At 62.8% G+C, this 17785-nt stretch carries 18 protein-coding genes and 1 pseudogene; 15 read left to right on the top strand and 4 right to left on the bottom strand.

Translation table 11 applies throughout. The features are described 5' to 3' along the window. The 7 genes and pseudogenes from ABZ677_RS05380 to ABZ677_RS05350 all read left to right on the top strand — a co-directional run. Nucleotides 1-597, top strand: a pseudogene (locus ABZ677_RS05380) (alpha/beta hydrolase); the annotation flags it as partial. Between the two features lie 106 nt (nucleotides 598-703). Then, nucleotides 704-1303 carry a TetR/AcrR family transcriptional regulator gene (locus tag ABZ677_RS05375; RefSeq protein WP_358367197.1) on the top strand — a complete coding sequence of 200 codons (600 nt, stop codon included), beginning with the start codon at nucleotides 704-706 and terminating at the stop codon, nucleotides 1301-1303. 154 nt (nucleotides 1304-1457) lie between these two features. Continuing rightward, nucleotides 1458-2624, top strand: coding sequence for a cytochrome P450 (locus ABZ677_RS05370; RefSeq protein WP_358367195.1), 1167 nt, complete (start codon nucleotides 1458-1460; stop codon nucleotides 2622-2624). A gap of 82 nt (nucleotides 2625-2706) precedes the next feature. After that, nucleotides 2707-3132 carry a hypothetical protein gene (locus tag ABZ677_RS05365; protein ID WP_358367192.1) on the top strand — a complete coding sequence of 142 codons (426 nt, stop codon included), beginning with the start codon at nucleotides 2707-2709 and terminating at the stop codon, nucleotides 3130-3132. Next, entirely contained in the window at nucleotides 3129-4100 is a 972-nt protein-coding gene (locus tag ABZ677_RS05360; protein WP_358367189.1) for a fumarylacetoacetate hydrolase family protein, read from the top strand. Before ABZ677_RS05365 ends, ABZ677_RS05360 begins: the two co-directional genes overlap by 4 nt. A gap of 145 nt (nucleotides 4101-4245) precedes the next feature. Next, nucleotides 4246-4671 (top strand): nuclear transport factor 2 family protein, encoded by a 426-nt coding sequence (locus tag ABZ677_RS05355; protein WP_358367186.1) that lies wholly within the window; start codon nucleotides 4246-4248, stop codon nucleotides 4669-4671. 86 nt (nucleotides 4672-4757) lie between these two features. Next, the gene (locus tag ABZ677_RS05350) at nucleotides 4758-5162 is read left to right on the top strand and encodes a nuclear transport factor 2 family protein (protein ID WP_358367183.1); all 405 of its coding nucleotides are present in this window, start codon (nucleotides 4758-4760) and stop codon (nucleotides 5160-5162) included. Nucleotides 5163-5243: 81 nt separating this feature from the next. On the opposite strand, the gene ABZ677_RS05345 is transcribed toward ABZ677_RS05350, so the two are convergent. Next, nucleotides 5244-5438 (bottom strand): hypothetical protein, encoded by a 195-nt coding sequence (locus tag ABZ677_RS05345; RefSeq protein ID WP_358367180.1) that lies wholly within the window; start codon nucleotides 5436-5438, stop codon nucleotides 5244-5246. A gap of 264 nt (nucleotides 5439-5702) precedes the next feature. Further along, nucleotides 5703-6392: an SDR family NAD(P)-dependent oxidoreductase gene (locus ABZ677_RS05340; protein WP_094632869.1), complete on the bottom strand. Its 690-nt coding sequence runs from the start codon at nucleotides 6390-6392 to the stop codon at nucleotides 5703-5705. A 142-nt stretch (nucleotides 6393-6534) separates the two neighbouring features. Between ABZ677_RS05340 and ABZ677_RS05335 the strand changes: the two genes are divergently transcribed. The 8 genes from ABZ677_RS05335 (at nucleotide 6535) to ABZ677_RS05300 (ending at nucleotide 16299) form a co-directional block, all read left to right on the top strand. Continuing rightward, nucleotides 6535-7434 carry a LysR substrate-binding domain-containing protein gene (locus tag ABZ677_RS05335; RefSeq protein WP_358367177.1) on the top strand — a complete coding sequence of 300 codons (900 nt, stop codon included), beginning with the start codon at nucleotides 6535-6537 and terminating at the stop codon, nucleotides 7432-7434. A 164-nt stretch (nucleotides 7435-7598) separates the two neighbouring features. Further along, complete coding sequence (locus ABZ677_RS05330; protein ID WP_358367174.1) at nucleotides 7599-8966, top strand: MFS transporter; 1368 nt, start codon at nucleotides 7599-7601, stop codon at nucleotides 8964-8966. Nucleotides 8967-9018: 52 nt separating this feature from the next. Continuing rightward, on the top strand, nucleotides 9019-9888 hold the full coding sequence (locus ABZ677_RS05325) for a shikimate dehydrogenase (RefSeq protein WP_358367172.1): 870 nt from the start codon (nucleotides 9019-9021) through the stop codon (nucleotides 9886-9888). Nucleotides 9889-9899: 11 nt separating this feature from the next. Beyond that, the gene (locus ABZ677_RS05320) at nucleotides 9900-11858 is read left to right on the top strand and encodes an FAD-dependent oxidoreductase (protein ID WP_358367169.1); all 1959 of its coding nucleotides are present in this window, start codon (nucleotides 9900-9902) and stop codon (nucleotides 11856-11858) included. Continuing rightward, nucleotides 11855-12688, top strand: a complete 834-nt coding sequence (locus ABZ677_RS05315) for an aldo/keto reductase (protein ID WP_358367166.1) — start codon at nucleotides 11855-11857, stop codon at nucleotides 12686-12688. Before ABZ677_RS05320 ends, ABZ677_RS05315 begins: the two co-directional genes overlap by 4 nt. Next, nucleotides 12688-13773, top strand: coding sequence for a Gfo/Idh/MocA family oxidoreductase (locus ABZ677_RS05310; RefSeq protein ID WP_358367163.1), 1086 nt, complete (start codon nucleotides 12688-12690; stop codon nucleotides 13771-13773). The genes ABZ677_RS05315 and ABZ677_RS05310 overlap by 1 nt, the downstream gene beginning before the upstream one ends. 1 nt (nucleotide 13774) lies before the next feature. Further along, the gene (locus ABZ677_RS05305; protein WP_358367160.1) at nucleotides 13775-15493 is read left to right on the top strand and encodes an FAD-dependent oxidoreductase; all 1719 of its coding nucleotides are present in this window, start codon (nucleotides 13775-13777) and stop codon (nucleotides 15491-15493) included. Then, on the top strand, nucleotides 15490-16299 hold the full coding sequence (locus ABZ677_RS05300; protein WP_358367157.1) for a TIM barrel protein: 810 nt from the start codon (nucleotides 15490-15492) through the stop codon (nucleotides 16297-16299). Before ABZ677_RS05305 ends, ABZ677_RS05300 begins: the two co-directional genes overlap by 4 nt. 188 nt (nucleotides 16300-16487) lie before the next feature. On the opposite strand, the gene ABZ677_RS05295 is transcribed toward ABZ677_RS05300, so the two are convergent. Both ABZ677_RS05295 and ABZ677_RS05290 read right to left on the bottom strand, forming a co-directional pair. Further along, a complete protein-coding gene (locus tag ABZ677_RS05295) occupies nucleotides 16488-17306 on the bottom strand; it encodes a hypothetical protein (RefSeq protein WP_358367154.1) in 819 nt (272 codons plus the stop codon). Nucleotides 17307-17373: 67 nt separating this feature from the next. Then, on the bottom strand, nucleotides 17374-17646 hold the full coding sequence (locus ABZ677_RS05290; protein WP_358367151.1) for a hypothetical protein: 273 nt from the start codon (nucleotides 17644-17646) through the stop codon (nucleotides 17374-17376). Between the last annotated feature and the right edge of the window lie 139 nt (nucleotides 17647-17785).

The raw sequence follows: 17785 nt of genomic DNA, 5'->3' as shown, positions 1-17785 counted from the left end.
ATGGGCGGCTTGGTCTCACGCAGCGCCGCTCATCACGCCGCCGAGAGCGGCCGCCGGTGGGTGGACCTGTTGACGGACGTATTCACACTCGGGACGCCGCATCTGGGTGCACCGCTCGCGCACGGCGTCCATGTCGCTGTGGCGGCGCTGGCACTCGCGCCCGAAACCCGGCCGTTCGCACACCTGTTGGCGCGCCGAAGCGCCGGAATCCGCGACCTGGTCCACGGATCGATCACCGAAACAGAGGGACATGCCAGCTACGCCGATGGATTCGACGTCGGAACGGCCGCGGACATCACGGTCCCGGAGGGGGTTCGGCATCATCACGCCTCCGCGGTCGTCACCGGAAACCCTCGACATCCGGTCGGGATCTTCGTGGGCGACGGCCTGGTCCGCACCGACAGCGCCGGTGGTCGAAACAAGCTCCGCGACATAGGACTTCGTCCGGACGACGGTTTGGCGATCAACAGCGCACATCACTTCACCTTGCTCAACGACGAGAGGGTGTACGGCTGGATGCGACGCGCATTGGTCGGTGACGACACAACTGATGCCTCGAATCTCGGCTTCGTGATCGAATCGGCCCCTCGGCTCTGAATTCCGGCCTCCGATCGGCGTCGGATGTCCGAAGCCTCCTGAGAAGTCCACTTTCCTGGCAGATAGAGCGTTGACGTACGCAATTCACTGAGAGTAGTCTCAGCGAATGAGAGAAACGTCTTCCAAAGAGGGGTCCGCACATGCACGCATGCGGCGGGATACTCACGCCCGCCTCATTCAAGCGGGTGGTCGCGCATTGGCTCAGGGAGGCTTGGACGGTGTCAAGACAGCCTCCGTCGCACGAGACGCGGGTGTTGCCAACGGAACTTTCTACCTTCATTTCGACGACAGAGACGCTCTGGTAGCAGCCGTCGTCGGCCAGGCAGTGGAAGAGCTTGCGCGAGCGCTATGGGAAGTCAGACAGGATGATTCGTCGTTGTCGGCCACAGATCGTCGAGCCGTCGACGCCATCGTGTCGTGTGCCGAGCAGAACCGCGATCTGTTCGTCGGCGCGATGCGCGCATCCTCGCTACTCGCGGGTGCCGACCCGTTCGACGCCCTGCTGGAACAGCGACGACTCGAACTCGTCGCCGCTCGAACATCGACCACGAGCACGGTCGATCCTGACCAACGGGTCACCGTTCGGGCAGAGTTCGCGATGCTCACCGGCACCCTCTCGTGGTGGCTGACGGAAGACACCGGAGTCAGTCGCGACTCTCTGATCGACACGCTGGTCGCGATCATCGGTGCCGTCGGTGGCGCGTGACGTGAAACCGCACATTCACAGCGAGGGAAGGAACCAGGAAGTAGCTATGTACGAACACCCCACTTGCCCTCGAACCGAGCCTGCTGACGCGGACCCAGCCACTCGCCGTGAGCGATACCGTTCATCGTCGTCGAATTCGGTTCCGACTTACGACATGGATCTGTACTCGGCGCATGCCATCGCCGATCCCTATACCCACTACCGCGCACTGCGGGAACTCGGGCCGGTCGTGTGGCTTTCGAAACATGACATGTACGCCGTCTCCAGGTATTCCGAGGTTCATGACGTCCTGGCCGACGATTCGACGTTCCGGTCCGGAGATGCGATCGCACTCAACAAGTTGGCGCGCTTCTTCGGAAGCAAGACCGCTCTCGTCAGCGACGCCGATGTGCACGCTGCTCGCCGAAAGCTCGTAACCAGCCGACTGACTCCGAAAGCTTTGCGGCCCTTGCGGGCCGAAGTCGCCGAGCTGGCACAGGGGCTTGTGCAGACCGCCGTGTCCCGTGGCGATATCGACGGCGTGGCGGACCTGACTCTCGCCCTGCCGCTGACGGTCGTTCCCAACTTGATCGGGTGGCCCGAGTACGGGCGCGCGAAGCTGTTGGACTGGGGCATTGCAGGATTCGACTTCGCCGGACCCACGAACCGCCTCTTTTTCAAGTCGCTGCCCCGTGTCATCGCTATGCGCATGTTCGTCGGAAAAGTCGTTCGCCGTCGGGATTTCGCACCCGATAGTGCCGGAGAGGAACTCCTGGCAGCGGTAGACGACGGCACTCTTTCCAAGTCCGAGTGCGCGTCCCTGCTGATCGACCTGTTGGCACCGTCGATCGACACGACAGCGAGCATCATTGCCGCCGCACTGCAGTTGTTCGCCGACAATCCTGATCAGTGGAACGCACTGCGCAACGACCGATCGCTCATGCCCAAGGCAATCAACGAGGTCGTCCGACTCGCGTCTCCCCTGAGAGCGTTCCAGCGTCGCGTGAACAACGACACGGTCGTCGCGGGCACGAACCTGGCCGCCGGCTCACGACTTCTCATGCTCTTCGCCTCTGCCAACCGCGACGACCGAGTCTGGGACGACGCCGACGCATTCGACATCTCGAGGGATCTGGTAGGTCACGTGGGCTTCGGCTACGGCGTACATTCCTGCGCCGGACAAGGTCTCGGCCGGTTGGAGACCAGTTCGATCCTCGAGGCGTTGCTCGACCACGTCGAGTCCATCGAACGTCGCGGACCTGGCAAGAGAGCGTCCAACAACGTCATCTACCGCTGGGAGGAACTCCCGCTTCGACTGGTGCCGCTGAGCGGTGAGAAGTGAGAGCCCACGCGCCCGGATACCGCATCGATCGCTCGATTACTATTTCTGGAGGTGAGTCATGCTGTTTGCGATCCAATCGCTTGTGACCATCAGCATTCTCGCGTACGCCGCCGTAGCCGCAGCGGCCGACCTCAACAGCACCCACGCCACCAACCCCCTGTGGGGCGGCCATGCCCGATTCCATGTGGTGTGGCAGGTATTCACTCACATCGGGGTGGGAGTTGTTGCGCTGGTGCTGGTCTGGGTACCGCTCGGATCCATCGAACTACGCCTCGTGACGGCCATGTCCCTCACATTCGTCGTCCTCTTGGGATTCTTCGTCTCCGCCCTCGCGATGCCGCTCTACGACGGCCGACTCGCGGATCCGAACGGCTACCCGCAGTTGGCGATACCGATCGGTCGACGTAGGTACGGCCTCGACTTGAACGTCCTGCTGTTCGGCACCGCGATGATTGTTCTCGCAACGGCAGCTCTGCTCACCGTGACCAACGGAGGTTTCCCAACATGAAGCTCGCTACCGGTCGCATCGGCGACCGCGATACTGTGCTGTCCCAGAACACCGATGGCCATCTCGTCGATGTCGGGTTCGTTGCGAGACAACCAAAATTGACCATGCGCGAGCTCATCGAGTTGGACCCGACCAGCCAAGGGCATCTCCTGGATCGAGTACGCCACGCCACACCCGAGGCAGTGGTGAGCATCGACGAGATCACCTGGCGACCACCGATACTCACCCCATCGAAGATCGTCGGCGTGGCCCTGAACAACGACGTGTTCAACTATCTCGCGTCGCGAAAGATGAACGCCCCGATGTACTTTCTGAGCCCGTCGACGGCCATGACCGGGCACCGCGGCGCGATTTGCATCGATCCTGCATGGGGGCTGGTACATCCTGAGCCCGAACTCGCAGCAGTGATCGGTACCGAGATGAAGAACGTGGGACCCGAGAAGGTGCTGGACGCGATATTCGGGTACACCATCATCAACGATGTCACGTCTCCTGGCTTGAAAGCGGACGACAGCGTCGAACTCGTCATGCCCGAGGGCTTCGATGTGAACGAACCGTGGCGCACCATGCGTGGACCACAGGACACGTCGCTCTACCTCACGTATCACGCTCGCTCGAAAGGTGCCGATACATTCGCGCCCATCGGACCATGGATCACTCTGGCGGACTCGGTACCCGACCCCAATGCGCTCGGTGTTCGCGGATACCTCGACGACGAACTGGTTCTCGAAGATTCGACCGCGAACTTGACCTTCTCCATCGAGACAGTAGTGGCGCACCTGTCCCAGTCCATGACACTCCTGCCCGGAGACATCGTGCACTTCGGCACGGCGGCTCGGCCCAGCCGACCGGATCGGTTCCCGACCATCAGATCGATCGATCTGTCACAGTTCGGCGGTACCGTGTCGGTCGAAATCGATACTCTCGGTCGTCTGGACAACTCGATCTGCAGATCGAGCAATCCCTGAGTGCCACCCCGCGGTACCGCGCCTTTCGAGGCGCGAATCAGTATGTAGCACAGTGAAATCGGTTGAACCTCGCACCCGCGGGGTGATGGCCGGTGCCATGGAGTCCGCGCTCCCCCGAACACGCTCGAACAGAAAGTTGACAGCAATGCCCATCACTCTGGAGCATCGTTCCGCCATTCACGACTTGGTCGCCGAATTCGCTTGGCGCGTAGACCACAACGACGGCGTGGGGGTCGAGAACCTCTTCACCGAAGACGGCACGTACGACATGGCCGGTTGGGTAATCAGCGGGCGAGAGGACATCAAACACTTCTACGACGACCGTCGGGCTCGCGGCCCCCGAACGTCGCGACATCTGTTCACCGGACTTCGATTGTCAGCCAACGACGATGCCATCACGGGAATCAGCGTGCTGACCTTGCACGCCGAGCAGGGTGCGCCTCCCCTTCGACTCGATCCGGTGCTCGTGGCCGACTACTCCGACACCTACGTCAGAGACGAAGACGGCCGCTGGCTGTTCGGCAACAGGGCGGTGACGCCCTTGTTCCTCAGGGACGTTCCGGATTCGTAGCCGAGAAAGCGTTGCGACGTCAGCGTGGTTGGGTAACATCCGGATCGTGGGCCGTCCAGGTCCTGGCCTCACTCAGGAGATGACGCGTGCAGCTGTTCCGAGAAGCCGTCGAGGCGAACGACCACGACGCCATGGCCTCCACCCTTGCTGACGACGTCCTCTTCAGCTCCCCGGTCGCCTTCAAGCCGTACCACGGCAAGCAGACGACCGCGGCGATACTGCGCGCCGTCACTCGCGTGTTCCGCGACTTCCACTACGTCAGAACCGTCGACGACGTCGGCGGCCGCGATCACGTCATGTTCTTCGAGGCCCGCATCGACGACGTCACCGTCCACGGTTGCGACATCCTCCACCTCGATTCCGATGGCCTGATCGACACCTTCACGGTGATGGTGCGTCCACTGTCGGCAGCGCAGGCACTCTCCCGCGCTATGGCTACGGAATTCGCCGCCGAGATTGCCCCGGTCGCTCCCACTGACAAGTCCGGCTGACGCAGGCCCAGGTCGCGTCCCCGAAATTCACGTTCGGCAGTCCGGATCTGTGCGCTGCTGTGATCTACTTTTCGGCGAGACCTAGTGCCGCTGAGAGATATAAGCCTTTTTGCCGGGGTAACCAGCCTTGACCTTCGAGCGCAACCGCAAAACCGCATCGACCGCGTCATCGACGGCAGACGACTGCTCATCGGAGCCCGATTCGGCAGCAGAGACTCGCGCAATCTCAGCCTCCAGTCCAGTAAGCAAAGTGGCGAGGTACGCGAGATCGCTCATCAACTCACGATGTCTCATTCGTCGGCCACCCCAGCGGATCAGCTCCTCCGTTCGGGATATCTGACTTCGATCGGCGTCGGGGATGCCAAACCGGGGAGCTGATTCGCCACGGGAATGGGAAGAGAAACGGCAGGCGGAGCTCAGGCTGCCTACCGAATCCCGAGTGGTCGAGAGGTAGTTACTTTTCGACCAACCTTTGCGTGAACATCGATCCCAGGCATGCTCGCAGCGAGGATGGATTTGGCCGGCAGACCCTTCGTACCGTCAGTAGGACGCACGTCCACCGCTGATGTCGAAGACAGCGCCGGTCGAGAAGCTGAGTTCCTCGGATGCTAACCACGCAACGAGTTCGGCAATCTCCGCGGGTAGTCCCATGCGAGCCATAGGGGTCAGGCTTTGCGACCGCGCGAGAATCGCTGGGTCGGTGCCCGCGTTCATCGGACTCGATACCGCCGCAGGCGCAACCACATTGGCGAGCACGCCGGTGGTGGCTATCTCCTTGCCCAAGGATTTCGTCAGTGCGATCACAGCGGCCTTCGACGCGGAGTAGGCGCTTTGGAGCGGGTTCCCGTCCTTGGCTGCGATGCTGGCGAGGTTGACGATCCGGCCCCATCCGTTGTCCACCATGGCCGGAACGAACGCCTTGCACATCAGGAAGGTGCCGTCGACATTGATTCGGAATGTCCGACGCCACTCGTCCAGTTCCACATCGACGAGAGGGGCCGACGGCCCCACGACACCTGCACTGTTGATCAAGATGTCCACTTGTCCGATCTTGCTTCGCAGGTCATCCACCGCGCGTGCGTCGGACACATCGAGGAATTCGTCACCGCCGAAAATATCGGCAGTAATTACCCGTACCCCCGAGTCCCTCAATCGTGTCGCGCAGGCTGCCCCGATTCCGCTGGCACCGCCCGTGATCAGCGCAGTGGCGTCGGCGGGGTAGCTAGTCATGGCGTGAGCTCCTTCGATCGAGTGGCAGCACCACATTCTCTATGTACATATGGCACATAAAATGTGATTCACTGTATTCTCAACGGACTATATGACGTGGAGCACAGTAGTCAACCTCCACCCTGACGACCGGAGAAATCTCTTGGAAATTCGCTGGCTCGAATCGTTCGTAGCCGTTGCCGAAGAACTTCACTTCGGCCGTGCCGCGCAACGACTACGAATGGCTCAATCTCCACTGAGTCAGACAATCCGCAAACTCGAGAAAGATCTCGGGACAACCCTGTTCGACAGAAGCACACGAAGTGTGGAGCTGACTGCGGCCGGCCATGCGTTTCTCCCGCACGCACACCGAGTCCTCGAAGGTATCGAAACCGCTCGGCACGCGACCCGCGCATCCGAGGGAGGTGTGTACGGAAGAATCAGGATCGGCTTCACCGGCGTTCTCAACCACCGCGCGCTACCGCCGCTCACCCGAACGCTTCGCCAGCGCCATCCAGATATCGAACTGACCCTCGTCGGACGGATCATGACTCGTGACGCAGTGAACCAGATCGAAAGTGGAGCTCTCGACCTGGCCTTCGTCGGCTTGCCCGTGACGTCGCCGTCGGTTACCACTCGACTCATCCGACGCGAACCGTTCGGCGCGGTACTGCCGTCCGATCACCGGCTGGCCGGCGAGTCGAAGATCGATCTGCGCGACCTGTCCGACGACGGGTTCGTCACCACACCGATCTCCGCAGGATCTTCACTGCAGGAAATTGCCATGCGGGCCTGCCTGGACGCCGGGTTCCGTCCGCAGATCGTTCAGGAGATCACCGACCCGTACATGATCTTGATGCTGGTGGCCGCGGGAGTGGGCGTCGCTCTGATGTCGGACGGCATCGCGGAGATTCTTCCCCCAGGCACTGTGTTCGTCCCGCTGACCGGTGAGCCGGTGTACATGCCACACGCGATTGCGTGGTCCAGCGCGCCGCCGAGTCCCGCCATGGCGGTCGCGCTCCGGATCGCGGAGGAAATCTTGCCCACCCCAGTTCAAGACTGATTCAGTCTTTATCTCAGATTTTTTTAGTGTTGGACGCGGCATAGTTGGGCGTGACACTCTCGTTTTCGGTAGCCCGTTGTGAAGCACGTCATACCAACGACGTTCCAGCGAGCCCCGACCGTCACCGTCGCCGCCACGTGCAGCGCGAGAGAGAAGGAACTGTCATGGCAAGCAAATCCGCTTCTGCCACCGCCCATCCGAACAGGAATGCGCGGCGCGCGGCGGCCTCAGGCTTCCTCGGAAGTGCACTCGAGTACTACGACTTCTTCATCTACGGCTCCGCCGCCGCGCTCGTGTTCCCCGCCATCTTCTTCACCGGCGGCGGACCGACCGCCACCCTGCTGTCGATCGGAACCCTCGGTGTCGCCTACATCGCACGGCCCCTCGGAGCGGTTCTGTGGGGCCACCTCGGTGATCGCTACGGCCGAAAGAACGCGTTGCTGGGCTGTCTGCTCATGATGGGCATCGCTACGGTTCTGGTCGGCTGCCTCCCCACATACGACACCATCGGAATCGCTGCACCGATCATCCTCGTCATTCTGCGACTGCTGCAGGGCCTGTCCGCCGGCGGCGAGTCACCGGGGTCCTCTGCATTGACGCTCGAACACGCACCAGCGCACCGTCGCGCATTCTTCACCTCGTTCACGATGAGCGGCATCATGTTCGGCATCGTCATCTCGAGCCTGGTGTTCATCCCCGTCGCAGCGCTACCCGACGAAGACCTCTATTCCTGGGGATGGCGTATACCGTTCCTGCTCAGCATCATCGTCACAGCCGTCGCGATCTGGCTGCGACGCAGCCTCGACGAGCCCGAAGTTTTCGAGGAACTCAAAGAGCAGGACGAGACCGCGGGTGTTCCCGTCGTCGAGATGTTCCGATCCCATTGGCGCACGGTCATCCGCATCAGCCTCAGCGCCAGCTTCGCGATGATCAACACGATCGTCAACGTCTTTGCTCTCGCCTACGCGGTGAACGTCGTCGGTTTCGAGCGCACCACAATGCTGCTCGCCATCGCGTCCGCAAATTTTGTCGCCGTCCTCACCCAGCCGCTCTACGGCATCCTTGCCGACCGCATCGGACGCAAACCGGTCTTCGTCGTCGGCGTCCTCGGCGCAGGTGCCATGGTGTTCGCCTTCTTCCATGCCATCGGCACCGGCAGCGTACCAATGGTTTTCGCTGCAGGCATCGTTCTGATCGGCGTCTTCTACGCCATGCCCAACGGCATCTACCCGGCATACTTTCCCGAGCAGTTTCCCGCCAAGGTTCGCTACACCGGTATGGCGGTGAGCCTCATGCTCGGCCTTCTCGCCGCCGGCTTCACCCCCGCCATCGCTCAGTCGATCACCTCCGGCGACACCAGCAACTGGGGACCGGTCGCCTGGATGTGCATGGGCTTCGCCGCTCTGGCTGCTGTCGCGGTTCTGACCGGACCCGAAACATTCCGCACTCCCACCGAGGAGCTCGGCGAGAACGCCACTGAGCAGGCACAGGCAGGAAAGCCTGCCAAGCTGCTCGCGGACAACTCCGCCTGACCCGCAATTCCTCTCGCGCAGTTTCGGATTCGACACAATCGAAGGGCTCACCGTGTCCACGAACACGCACCATCACATCGGACTGATCGGCAGCGCGATTTCGACATCGCTCTCGCCCGACCTGCACAACCGCGAAGCCTCCCGTCTCGGCCTCGATGACTACCGCTACGAACTGATCGAACTCGACGTGCAGGCGGATCCGGGCCGCCCTCTGCACGAGGCGATCTCGGCCGGCTACACCGGATTCAACGTCACCCACCCGTTCAAGCAAACGATCATCGATTCGTTGGACGAAATGTCCGACGATGCCCGGACGCTCGGTGCCGTCAACACCATCGCCGTGCGTGACGGCAAATCCATCGGATTCAACACGGACCACACAGGATTCATGTCCGCGCTACGCACCGGACTCCCCGGAGCCGAGCTGGGCCGCGTGGCACTGATCGGAGCAGGCGGGGCCGGCTCTGCCGTCGCATTCGCTCTTGCGGCCGCAGGAGTGACGGACCTCCGTATCTGTGATGTCGACCGCAACCGCTCGCAGGAGTTGAGCACACGTCTCTCGCAGTCCATACCGACAGCGACGGCAACACCGTTCACACCCGACGCGATCGAATTGATTCTCGCGACATCGCACGGAGTGGTCAACGCCTCTCCGATCGGAATGACCGGCCATCCCGGCACCCCGTTCGACACGGCGGCTTTGCGCGCGTCCATGTGGGTGGCGGACATCGTCTACCGACCGATGCAGACCGAGCTCATCTCCGCCGCACGCGTCGCCGGATCCCCGGTGCTCGATGGCGGACGAATGCTCGTCGCCCAGGCCGCAGACACGTTCGCCCTCCTCACCGGGGCGGCCCCCGATCGAGAAAGAATGCGTCAACATCTCACCGAACTCGTTGCTGCGCAATCGATCGCAGCGTGAGAGGAACAACAGTGAGTACACTTCCCTCGTTCGCCCAGCCGCTTCGAATCGGCACACTCACCCTCCGAAACCGATTCATCTCCGCACCGATGGAGCGCAATTATTGCGAGATCGACGGCACCATGACCGATCGCTACATCGCCTACCTCGAACGCCGAGCCGCAGGCGGAGCGGCCCTGATCTTCACCGAGGCCAGCTACGTCCGCGCCGACGGTAAGGGACGCATCCGACAGATGGGCGTCGACGTCGACGACCGGATCCCCGGAATCAGAAAGATGGCCGATGCGCTTCATGCCCACGGAGCACTTGTCGGCGTCGAACTCAACCACGGCGGCCGGACTGCCCAAGGAAGTGTCAGCGGATTCACCCCCGTCGCCCCGTCGCCCGTTCCCTGCGCGGTCGTCGGCGGTGAGATGCCCGAACAGCTCGAGGAGGACGATATCGAGCACATCATCGAATGCTTCGGTGACGCTGCCCGTCGATGCCGTCAAGCAGGAGTCGACGTCATCTCCCTGCACGGGGGACACGGCTACCTGATCCACCAATTCCTCTCCCCCGCTTACAATCTCCGTGACGACAAATGGGCCGAGCCCACACTGTTCGTCAACCGAGTCATCGACGCCGTACGCGCAGCAGCTCCGGACGTGGCTCTCGGAATTCGGTTCTCTGCGTTCGAGGGGATCGACAACGGTCTCGACGCCGAGACCACCCGCGCCAGAATCGACGCCATCGACACCGACCGCCTGGACTTCCTCGACGTCTCGGCAGGAAACTACGAAGCCGGCCAATGGATCATCCAGCCCGGCGAGTGGAAGCGCGGACTTCTCGCGCCGTATGCGGAGCAATACACCCGTGACTTCGAGATCCCCGTCGGTGTCGCAGGACGAATCAGCAGCCCCGAGGCCGCCGACGCGGTGATCTCCTCCGGCCAAGCAGATTTCGTGAGCATGGCACGAACCCTGCACGCTGATCCTGACTTCCCGAACCGCGTCCTCGCCGGCGAACGGTACCGCCCGTGCATAGCGTGCAACTACTGCATCGACTCCCTTGCCGCGGGGCCGATTCCATGCTCGGTCAACCCATGGGTCGGCCGGGAGATCGACCAACCGAGCCTGCGTGTATCCGGCGCGTTCGCTGCAGCGGTCGTCGGCGGTGGCCCCGCCGGCATGGCGGTGGCGCGTGAACTCGCTCTCACAGGCCATCGAGTGGACCTGTTCGACGAGAGGCCTACTCTCGGAGGTGATTTCGCGCTCGCATCGAGCCTGCACGAGTACCCGGAGTACCGGCAGATCGTGCAGTGGTATCTCGACGAACTGGCCGATCTGAACGTCACCACCCACCTCGGCGAGACCGTCGAGGGGCGAGCGCTGGCCGAGGGGAACTTCGATACGATCGTCCTCGCCACCGGAGGGCGCGGACCTACGATCGACCTTCCGGGTTCACATACCCGCCGCGTGCGAGACGTCCGAGAGTTCCTACTCGCAGCGGAATCACCACCGCCCGCGATCACCATCTTCGGTGCCGACCGCGAAGCAGCAGCAGTCGCCGACGACCTGTTGCAACGCGGAACGCGTGTAGTGATGGTGGGGCCACAGCAGCAGATCGCCCATGACGTAGGGCGGCGCGGCAAGATCGTGCTCCTTCCTCGCCTCGCAGCGGCTGCCGGTCTGACCACGTACCTGTCGTCGATCGTCACCGCCGTCGACCATGGCCGAGTCGAGATCCGCACCGACGGACAGACCCGCTGGGTCGACGCACCCGGCGAGTTGCTCATCTCCCACGGCATCGAGCCCCGTACGGATTTGCTGGACATCGCGAGATCCCTCGAGCCGCGTTTGGGAGTTCATACCGTCGGTGATGCAAGCGGCGACGGTGGTTCCATCCACGCTGCACTCGTCACTGCCGCCGACGTGGCTGCCCGCATCACCGTCGACGCGGCTGCAGTCTCGAAGGAACAGGTCGACGCATGACGCTGCCCCGCTCCCGGCCCACCATCGATATCCGCGAGGCCATCCACGCCATCGGGCTGGGCACGTGGCCACTGACCGGTGGACCCGCCACCGATGCCGTCCTGACCGCAATCGAATCCGGATACCGGTCCATCGACACCGCAGCGGTGTACGAGAACGAGGAGGCAGTGGGAAGAGCATTGTCCGAGTGCATGGTTCCCCGAGGCGAGCTGTTCGTCTGCACCAAACTCCGCGGTACCGACCACGTCTCCGGTGATGTTCGCGGTGCGATCGAACGCAGTATCGACCGACTCGGCCTGGACTACCTGGATCTGTTCCTGATTCATTGGCCACTTCCCAAGCACAACAGGTACGTAGCGGCCTTCGAAGCACTGCTCGACTGCCGTGACGCCGGGCTCGTGCGATACGTGGGAGTATCCAACTTCACCGAGAAACATCTTCGGCGGACAACTGCTGCAACCGGAGAAGCACCGGCTGTCAACCAAATTCAGATGGATCCGACACTGGCACGCCGCCCGATCCGTCGGGTACACGACGAACTCGGCGTCGTGACCCAGTCGTGGAGCCCCTTGGGTCGCGGAGAGGTCGTCGCCTCCGATGTCGTCGCCGCCATCGCAACGCGCCTCGGGTGCACGCCTGCACAGGTCGCGCTGGCCTGGCACCTGCACAACGGGGTGGTTCCGATCGTGAGATCCGCGAACCCGGCCAGACAAGCAGAGAACCTGGCAGCACGCGGGATACAGCTCGCCGACGACGATATCGCCGCACTCGCTGATCTGGACCGGGGCGAATCGGCCGCACGAAATCCAGAGAAAGAGGAGCACTACTGATGGCACTGCGTATCGGCATCGTCGGATGCGGACGGATCGCGCGCAATCACGCCCGAGCCCTGCAGCTGATCGACAGCGTCGAGGTGGTCGGATGCTGCGACACCGATCTCGATCGCGCTCGAAAGTTTGCCGTCGACAACGGCATTGCTTTCGGAGTGCGCAGTGTCGAGGAGTTGATCGCACACGGGCTCGATGCGGTAACCGTCTGCACCCCGCATCCAGTACACGAGCAGGTCGTACTCACCGCAGCCGCTGCGGGTCTACATGTGTTGTGCGAGAAGCCGATAGCAGTGGACCTGGCCGCGGCCGACCGAATGATCGACGCGACCGACCGCGCGGGGGTCACCTTCGGCGTACTTTTCCAGCGACGATTCTGGCCAGCTTCCCAGCGAATCAGAGCTGCCATCGACGACGGACGACTCGGAGTTCCGATGCTCGGGGAAGCCTCGGTCGTTCTGCATCGGCCCTCGGCGTACTACTCGGCGGACGCATGGCGCGGCCGTTGGGACACCGACGGAGGAGGCGTACTCATGACCCAAGCGATCCACCAGATCGACATGCTGCAATGGTTCATGGGCGAGGCCGTGTCCGTCGCCGGTTTCATCCGCACCCACACTCACGGTGACCATATGGAGACCGAAGACTCCGCCTCCGCAGTCATCTCCTTCGCTTCCGGCGGGACGGCGACTGTCACTGCCACCACCGGTGCCAACCTCAACCTCGGCAACCGGGTGACCGTCGTCGGCAGTACCGGTGCCATAGCCAGCGTTCTCGAATTTCCGGAGGGCAGCGAAGGCGTGAACGAGCTGTGGACCGTTCCCGGTGAGGTATCGCTCGGCACCGTGTTCTCCGCGGATACCGATGCCAACCTCGATGTCGACGAGGTCAACGCTGGACTCGCCGACTTTCACACTCTTCAGGTTCAGGACTTCGCCGAGGCGATCCTCACCGGGAGTCGCCCAGCCGTGACCGGACGCGACGCCCGGGCCTCGCTCGCGATAGTGGCCGGAATCTACGAGTCCTCACGGACCGGCCGCGTCGTCGACCTCACTCCTACAACGACACTCGTCTCGGAAGGATCTTGACATGACACCCACCGACAATATCTACGACGTCGTCGTCATCGGGTCCGGTGCGGGTGGTCTGTCGACCGCAATCGCGGCCGCTCGAGGTGGTGCCTCGGTTCTCGTCGTCGAGAAAGCCGATGTCTGCGGAGGTGCCACCGCATGGTCCGGCGGATGGATGTGGACACCGCGCACCAGGTTCGCCCACGCCGCCGGGCTCCATGAAGACCGCGAAACCCCTCGCACCTACCTCGAACACAGACTCGGCGAGAACTTCGACGCCGCCAAAGTCGACGCCCTACTCGACGGTGCGCCGGAAATGGTCGAATTCTTCGAGAAGAACACCGCGCTGCAGTTCGTCCCCGGTACACACGTCGCCGACATCCACGGCGACACCCCCGGAGCCGGCACCGGCAATCGCTCAGTGGCTCCGAAACCGGTCGACCTCCGCACGCTCGGACCCGACGTTGCAGTCCTCCTGCGGCGGCAACTCTACGAAACCTCCTTCCTCGGAATGGGAATCATGGCCGGACCCGATCTGCAGGGATTCCTGCACGGCACCAGATCGGTGTCGGCATTCGCGCATTGCGCCCGACGCGTCACCCGACACATGTTCGATCTCGCGACAAAGCGGCGAGGACAGCATCTCGTCAACGGCACAGCACTGGTCGGTCGCTTGCTCCGGTCCGCGCTCGACTCCGATGTCGATATCCGAGTTCGCACCGCAGCGACAGCTCTGATCACCGATGAGAGCGGCCGCGTCGTGGGCGTTCGTCTCACCGGGCCTGATGGTGCCTACAGCGTGCACGCACGCAGCGGTGTCGTCCTGGCGACCGGCGGATTCACCCATGATCTCGATCGTCGTCGAGAGTTGTTCCCGCGTAGCCCATCCGTCACCGAACATCGCACATTGACTCCGGAAACGACCACGGGAGAGGGGATCTCGCTCGGCGAATCGGTGGGTGGACGACTGGATACGTCACTCGCCTCGCCCGTCGCCTACTGCCCGGTTTCGATCATCAAGTATCGCAACGGAAAAGAAGGCGTATTCCCACACATCCTCGATCGCGGTAAACCTGGGGTGATCGGCGTCCTCGCCGACGGGCGACGATTCGTCAACGAGGCGCTGGGATACCACGATTACACCCTGGCGATGATGGACACGGTTCCCGATGGCGAGGAAGTCTGTTCGTGGCTGATCGCGGACCAGCAGTACATTCGCTACCTCCCTCTCGGAATGGCGAAGCCTTTTCCGATCCCCACCTTGCCGTACCTGCGGTCCGGCTACTTGCAGCGCGGAAAGACCGTGCGAGAACTTGCCGAGAAGATCGGAGTGGATCCCGACGGCCTCGACAAAACCGTTGCCGCGTTCAACGAGGGGGCACGAGACGGCGTCGATCTCGAGTTCGATAGGGGAACAACCGCATTCAATCGAGCATCCGGGGATGCGTCGAACCCGTGGCCGAATCCTTCACTGGCTCCCCTCGAGAAGGGACCGTTCTACGCAGTGAAGGTCATCCCGGGCAGCTTCGGCACGTTCGCGGGATTGATCACCGACGCATCGTCTCGGGTCCTCGATGCCGGCGACGAGCCGATTGCCGGTCTTTCCGCAGTGGGCGTCGATCAAGCCAGTGTGATGGGTGGGCACTACCCCTCCGGCGGAATCAACCTCGGACCCGCAATGACATTCGGCTACCTCACCGGCCGTCGCCTCGCCACACAGACAGGAACACCGTCATGACGCCAGCTCTGGGGCTCGCCGCGCTCACTGTGCTCGACAGTGCACCACTCGAGCAGGTGGCGCTGGCCGAGAAGCACGGCTTCGACACCATCGGCGTCCGACTGCTGCCCGCTTCCCCAGGGACCACGGCCTATCCGCTGCACGAGAACCAAGCGGATCTCGACGAGCTGGCCCGACGCCTGGCGGACTCCTCGGTCACGGTCTTCGACCTCGAAATCGTCCGTCTGGGAGAGGATTTCCGGTCGTCCGAGTACGAACGCTTCGTGGCTGCCGGTGCACGTCTCGGAGCCAAAGCCGTATTGGTCGGCGGCGATGACCACGACCGCTCTCGGCTCACCGACTCCTACGCGCAATTCGCGGCGCTGTGCGCTGACTACTCGATGGTTGCCAGCCTCGAATTCATGCCCTGGACAGCGGTACCCGATGCCCGCACTGCACTCGACGTCGTCTCGCAGGCCGACGGTCCCGGCCGGAGCATCCTCATCGACGCACTGCACGTGGACCGTTCGGCGACAACGCTGGCAGAACTGGCCGAGATCCCACGGGACTGGCTGCACTACGCACAGCTGTGCGATGGAAATGTCCCAGCGCCGACCGAGACGGCCGAACTCATTCGTCACGCCCGCGAAGAGAGACTCGTCCCGGGCAGCGGCGGCATCGACCTCGATGGAATCTGGGCGACGCTACCTGGCGACCTCCCCGTGAGCATCGAGCTTCCCAACGAGCCACTGCGCCAGGAGGTCGGCACCGACGCCTGGCTCGATTCCCTCGTGTCGGCTGCACGGGAGTTGCTGGCACGCAAATGACCATCGCTGCGGACCGAAGATCGACAACGACAGCACCCACCCACTGAACATCCACGCCGAACTTGCAAACACGACACCCCATCACCGAGCACCGGAAGGTCCAAGAAGGACGTCCGCACTGGGTTTCTGAACTATTTGCGAAGCAGCGTCGTCGACAGGCAAGATCTACGGCCGGCCCGGTCGATCATCTACGTAGTCGGCGATTTCCGGTGCCAGGGCGGCATCCCGCGAAGCCGCAGAACAGGCGGGTGCGCGTGATGCTGTCCGGACGCGGTTCGGCATGCCGGTGTCGGATCACTCCGACCGGCGACGTGCCCCGAGAAACGCACTCGCAGCGCGCGCCATCGATCGGCGATCTCGAGCAGCCTGTCCTGGGACTGTGGGCGCGACAACTCCACGATCGACTCACACAGCCACGGCTCGAAATACCGCAGCGCCTCATCCGCACGCACCGATCCCGACTCGTCGGTGAGCACCTGCAACTGGTTTTCGCGCAGCAGGTTCAGCAATTCGTTTTGGTCGATCGGCTCCGGCCCACCCGGTACCGACCGATCGGGATCGATATCGCTCCACCGCTGCAACTCCAGTTCGCAACGACGTGCGTTGGTCTCGATCACCGCAGCGACAGCGTCGGAACTCACACCGTCGGGCAATGCCGCAATCACCTGCGCCGCAGCCGCTTCGAAGCGCGCCCACCCCTGACGATCACCGGTTCGGTGCCACCACGTCATCGCGGCAGCGTGGTCCCACACCCGCACCAACTCCTGCTCCCGTTTGGGTAGAGACCGCATTGCCTCGCCGATCGCGAACCACCGATGCTGGCAATACCTGCGCGCTACATCTGCGGCATGCCGATCATCGGCGCTGCCGGTAATCTGCGCAGTACGCGCCAGCTTCTGATGATGCAGCAACGCTTTTCGTGCTCGGGCCACGACCGCCGCGGTCTGCACTCGCGCAGTTCTACGCCTCCCGGGCAACCACGACTCCCAGAACTTCATCACATTCATCGCGTGTCGGACCTTCTCCGCTTCACGGCGACCGCACCTACGACACAGAGACCGATCTCCCATCCGGTCATCGTTTTCGTGAGGCATCATCGGTATCCCCCTCGTCGAGATCTGCGTCGTCGAGATCTGCATCGTCTACGAAGACGAGCACACCGGTCTCGAGCGCGACCGCCCATCGCCGCGGTTGCGCCCAGTCTCGACCGAGATCGTTCGAGGCCGACAACACATCGACGAAATCCTCGACGATGGTCCCGGCGCAGACCCCGCTCTCAGGTCGAACTACATCGACGACATCACCGATAGCGCGCGAATTATTTGTGTTACCTCCCGACACAGGCATATCGACATCTAAACACTTCGTCGCAAATTTCGCACGGGCGACGGTCCGATCCAGCAACTTTTCAGGCATCAACATCTTCACCCGTGTCCGCGACTGACACCCGCCCACCTACGATACCTCGCACGGCAACGCAATCACG

This window comes from Rhodococcus sp. NPDC006774, assembly GCF_040636045.1.
Lineage (GTDB): Bacteria > Actinomycetota > Actinomycetes > Mycobacteriales > Mycobacteriaceae > Rhodococcoides.
This window is presented reverse-complemented; position numbering and strand designations above follow the sequence as displayed.

Bases quoted from the DNA above. Each gene is read 5' to 3' on its own strand.
- ABZ677_RS05375 (WP_358367197.1), top strand. From the start codon at position 704: ATGAGAGAAACGTCTTCCAAAGAGGGGTCCGCACATGCACGCATGCGG.
- ABZ677_RS05370 (WP_358367195.1), top strand. From the start codon at position 1,458: ATGGATCTGTACTCGGCGCATGCCATCGCCGATCCCTATACCCACTAC.
- ABZ677_RS05360 (WP_358367189.1), top strand. From the start codon at position 3,129: ATGAAGCTCGCTACCGGTCGCATCGGCGACCGCGATACTGTGCTGTCC.
- ABZ677_RS05355 (WP_358367186.1), top strand. From the start codon at position 4,246: ATGCCCATCACTCTGGAGCATCGTTCCGCCATTCACGACTTGGTCGCC.
- ABZ677_RS05345 (WP_358367180.1), bottom strand. From the start codon at position 5,438: ATGAGCGATCTCGCGTACCTCGCCACTTTGCTTACTGGACTGGAGGCT.
- ABZ677_RS05340 (WP_094632869.1), bottom strand. From the start codon at position 6,392: ATGACTAGCTACCCCGCCGACGCCACTGCGCTGATCACGGGCGGTGCC.
- ABZ677_RS05330 (WP_358367174.1), top strand. From the start codon at position 7,599: ATGGCAAGCAAATCCGCTTCTGCCACCGCCCATCCGAACAGGAATGCG.
- ABZ677_RS05315 (WP_358367166.1), top strand. From the start codon at position 11,855: ATGACGCTGCCCCGCTCCCGGCCCACCATCGATATCCGCGAGGCCATC.
- ABZ677_RS05310 (WP_358367163.1), top strand. From the start codon at position 12,688: ATGGCACTGCGTATCGGCATCGTCGGATGCGGACGGATCGCGCGCAAT.
- ABZ677_RS05305 (WP_358367160.1), top strand. From the start codon at position 13,775: ATGACACCCACCGACAATATCTACGACGTCGTCGTCATCGGGTCCGGT.
- ABZ677_RS05300 (WP_358367157.1), top strand. From the start codon at position 15,490: ATGACGCCAGCTCTGGGGCTCGCCGCGCTCACTGTGCTCGACAGTGCA.
- ABZ677_RS05295 (WP_358367154.1), bottom strand. From the start codon at position 17,306: ATGAATGTGATGAAGTTCTGGGAGTCGTGGTTGCCCGGGAGGCGTAGA.
- ABZ677_RS05290 (WP_358367151.1), bottom strand. From the start codon at position 17,646: ATGCCTGTGTCGGGAGGTAACACAAATAATTCGCGCGCTATCGGTGAT.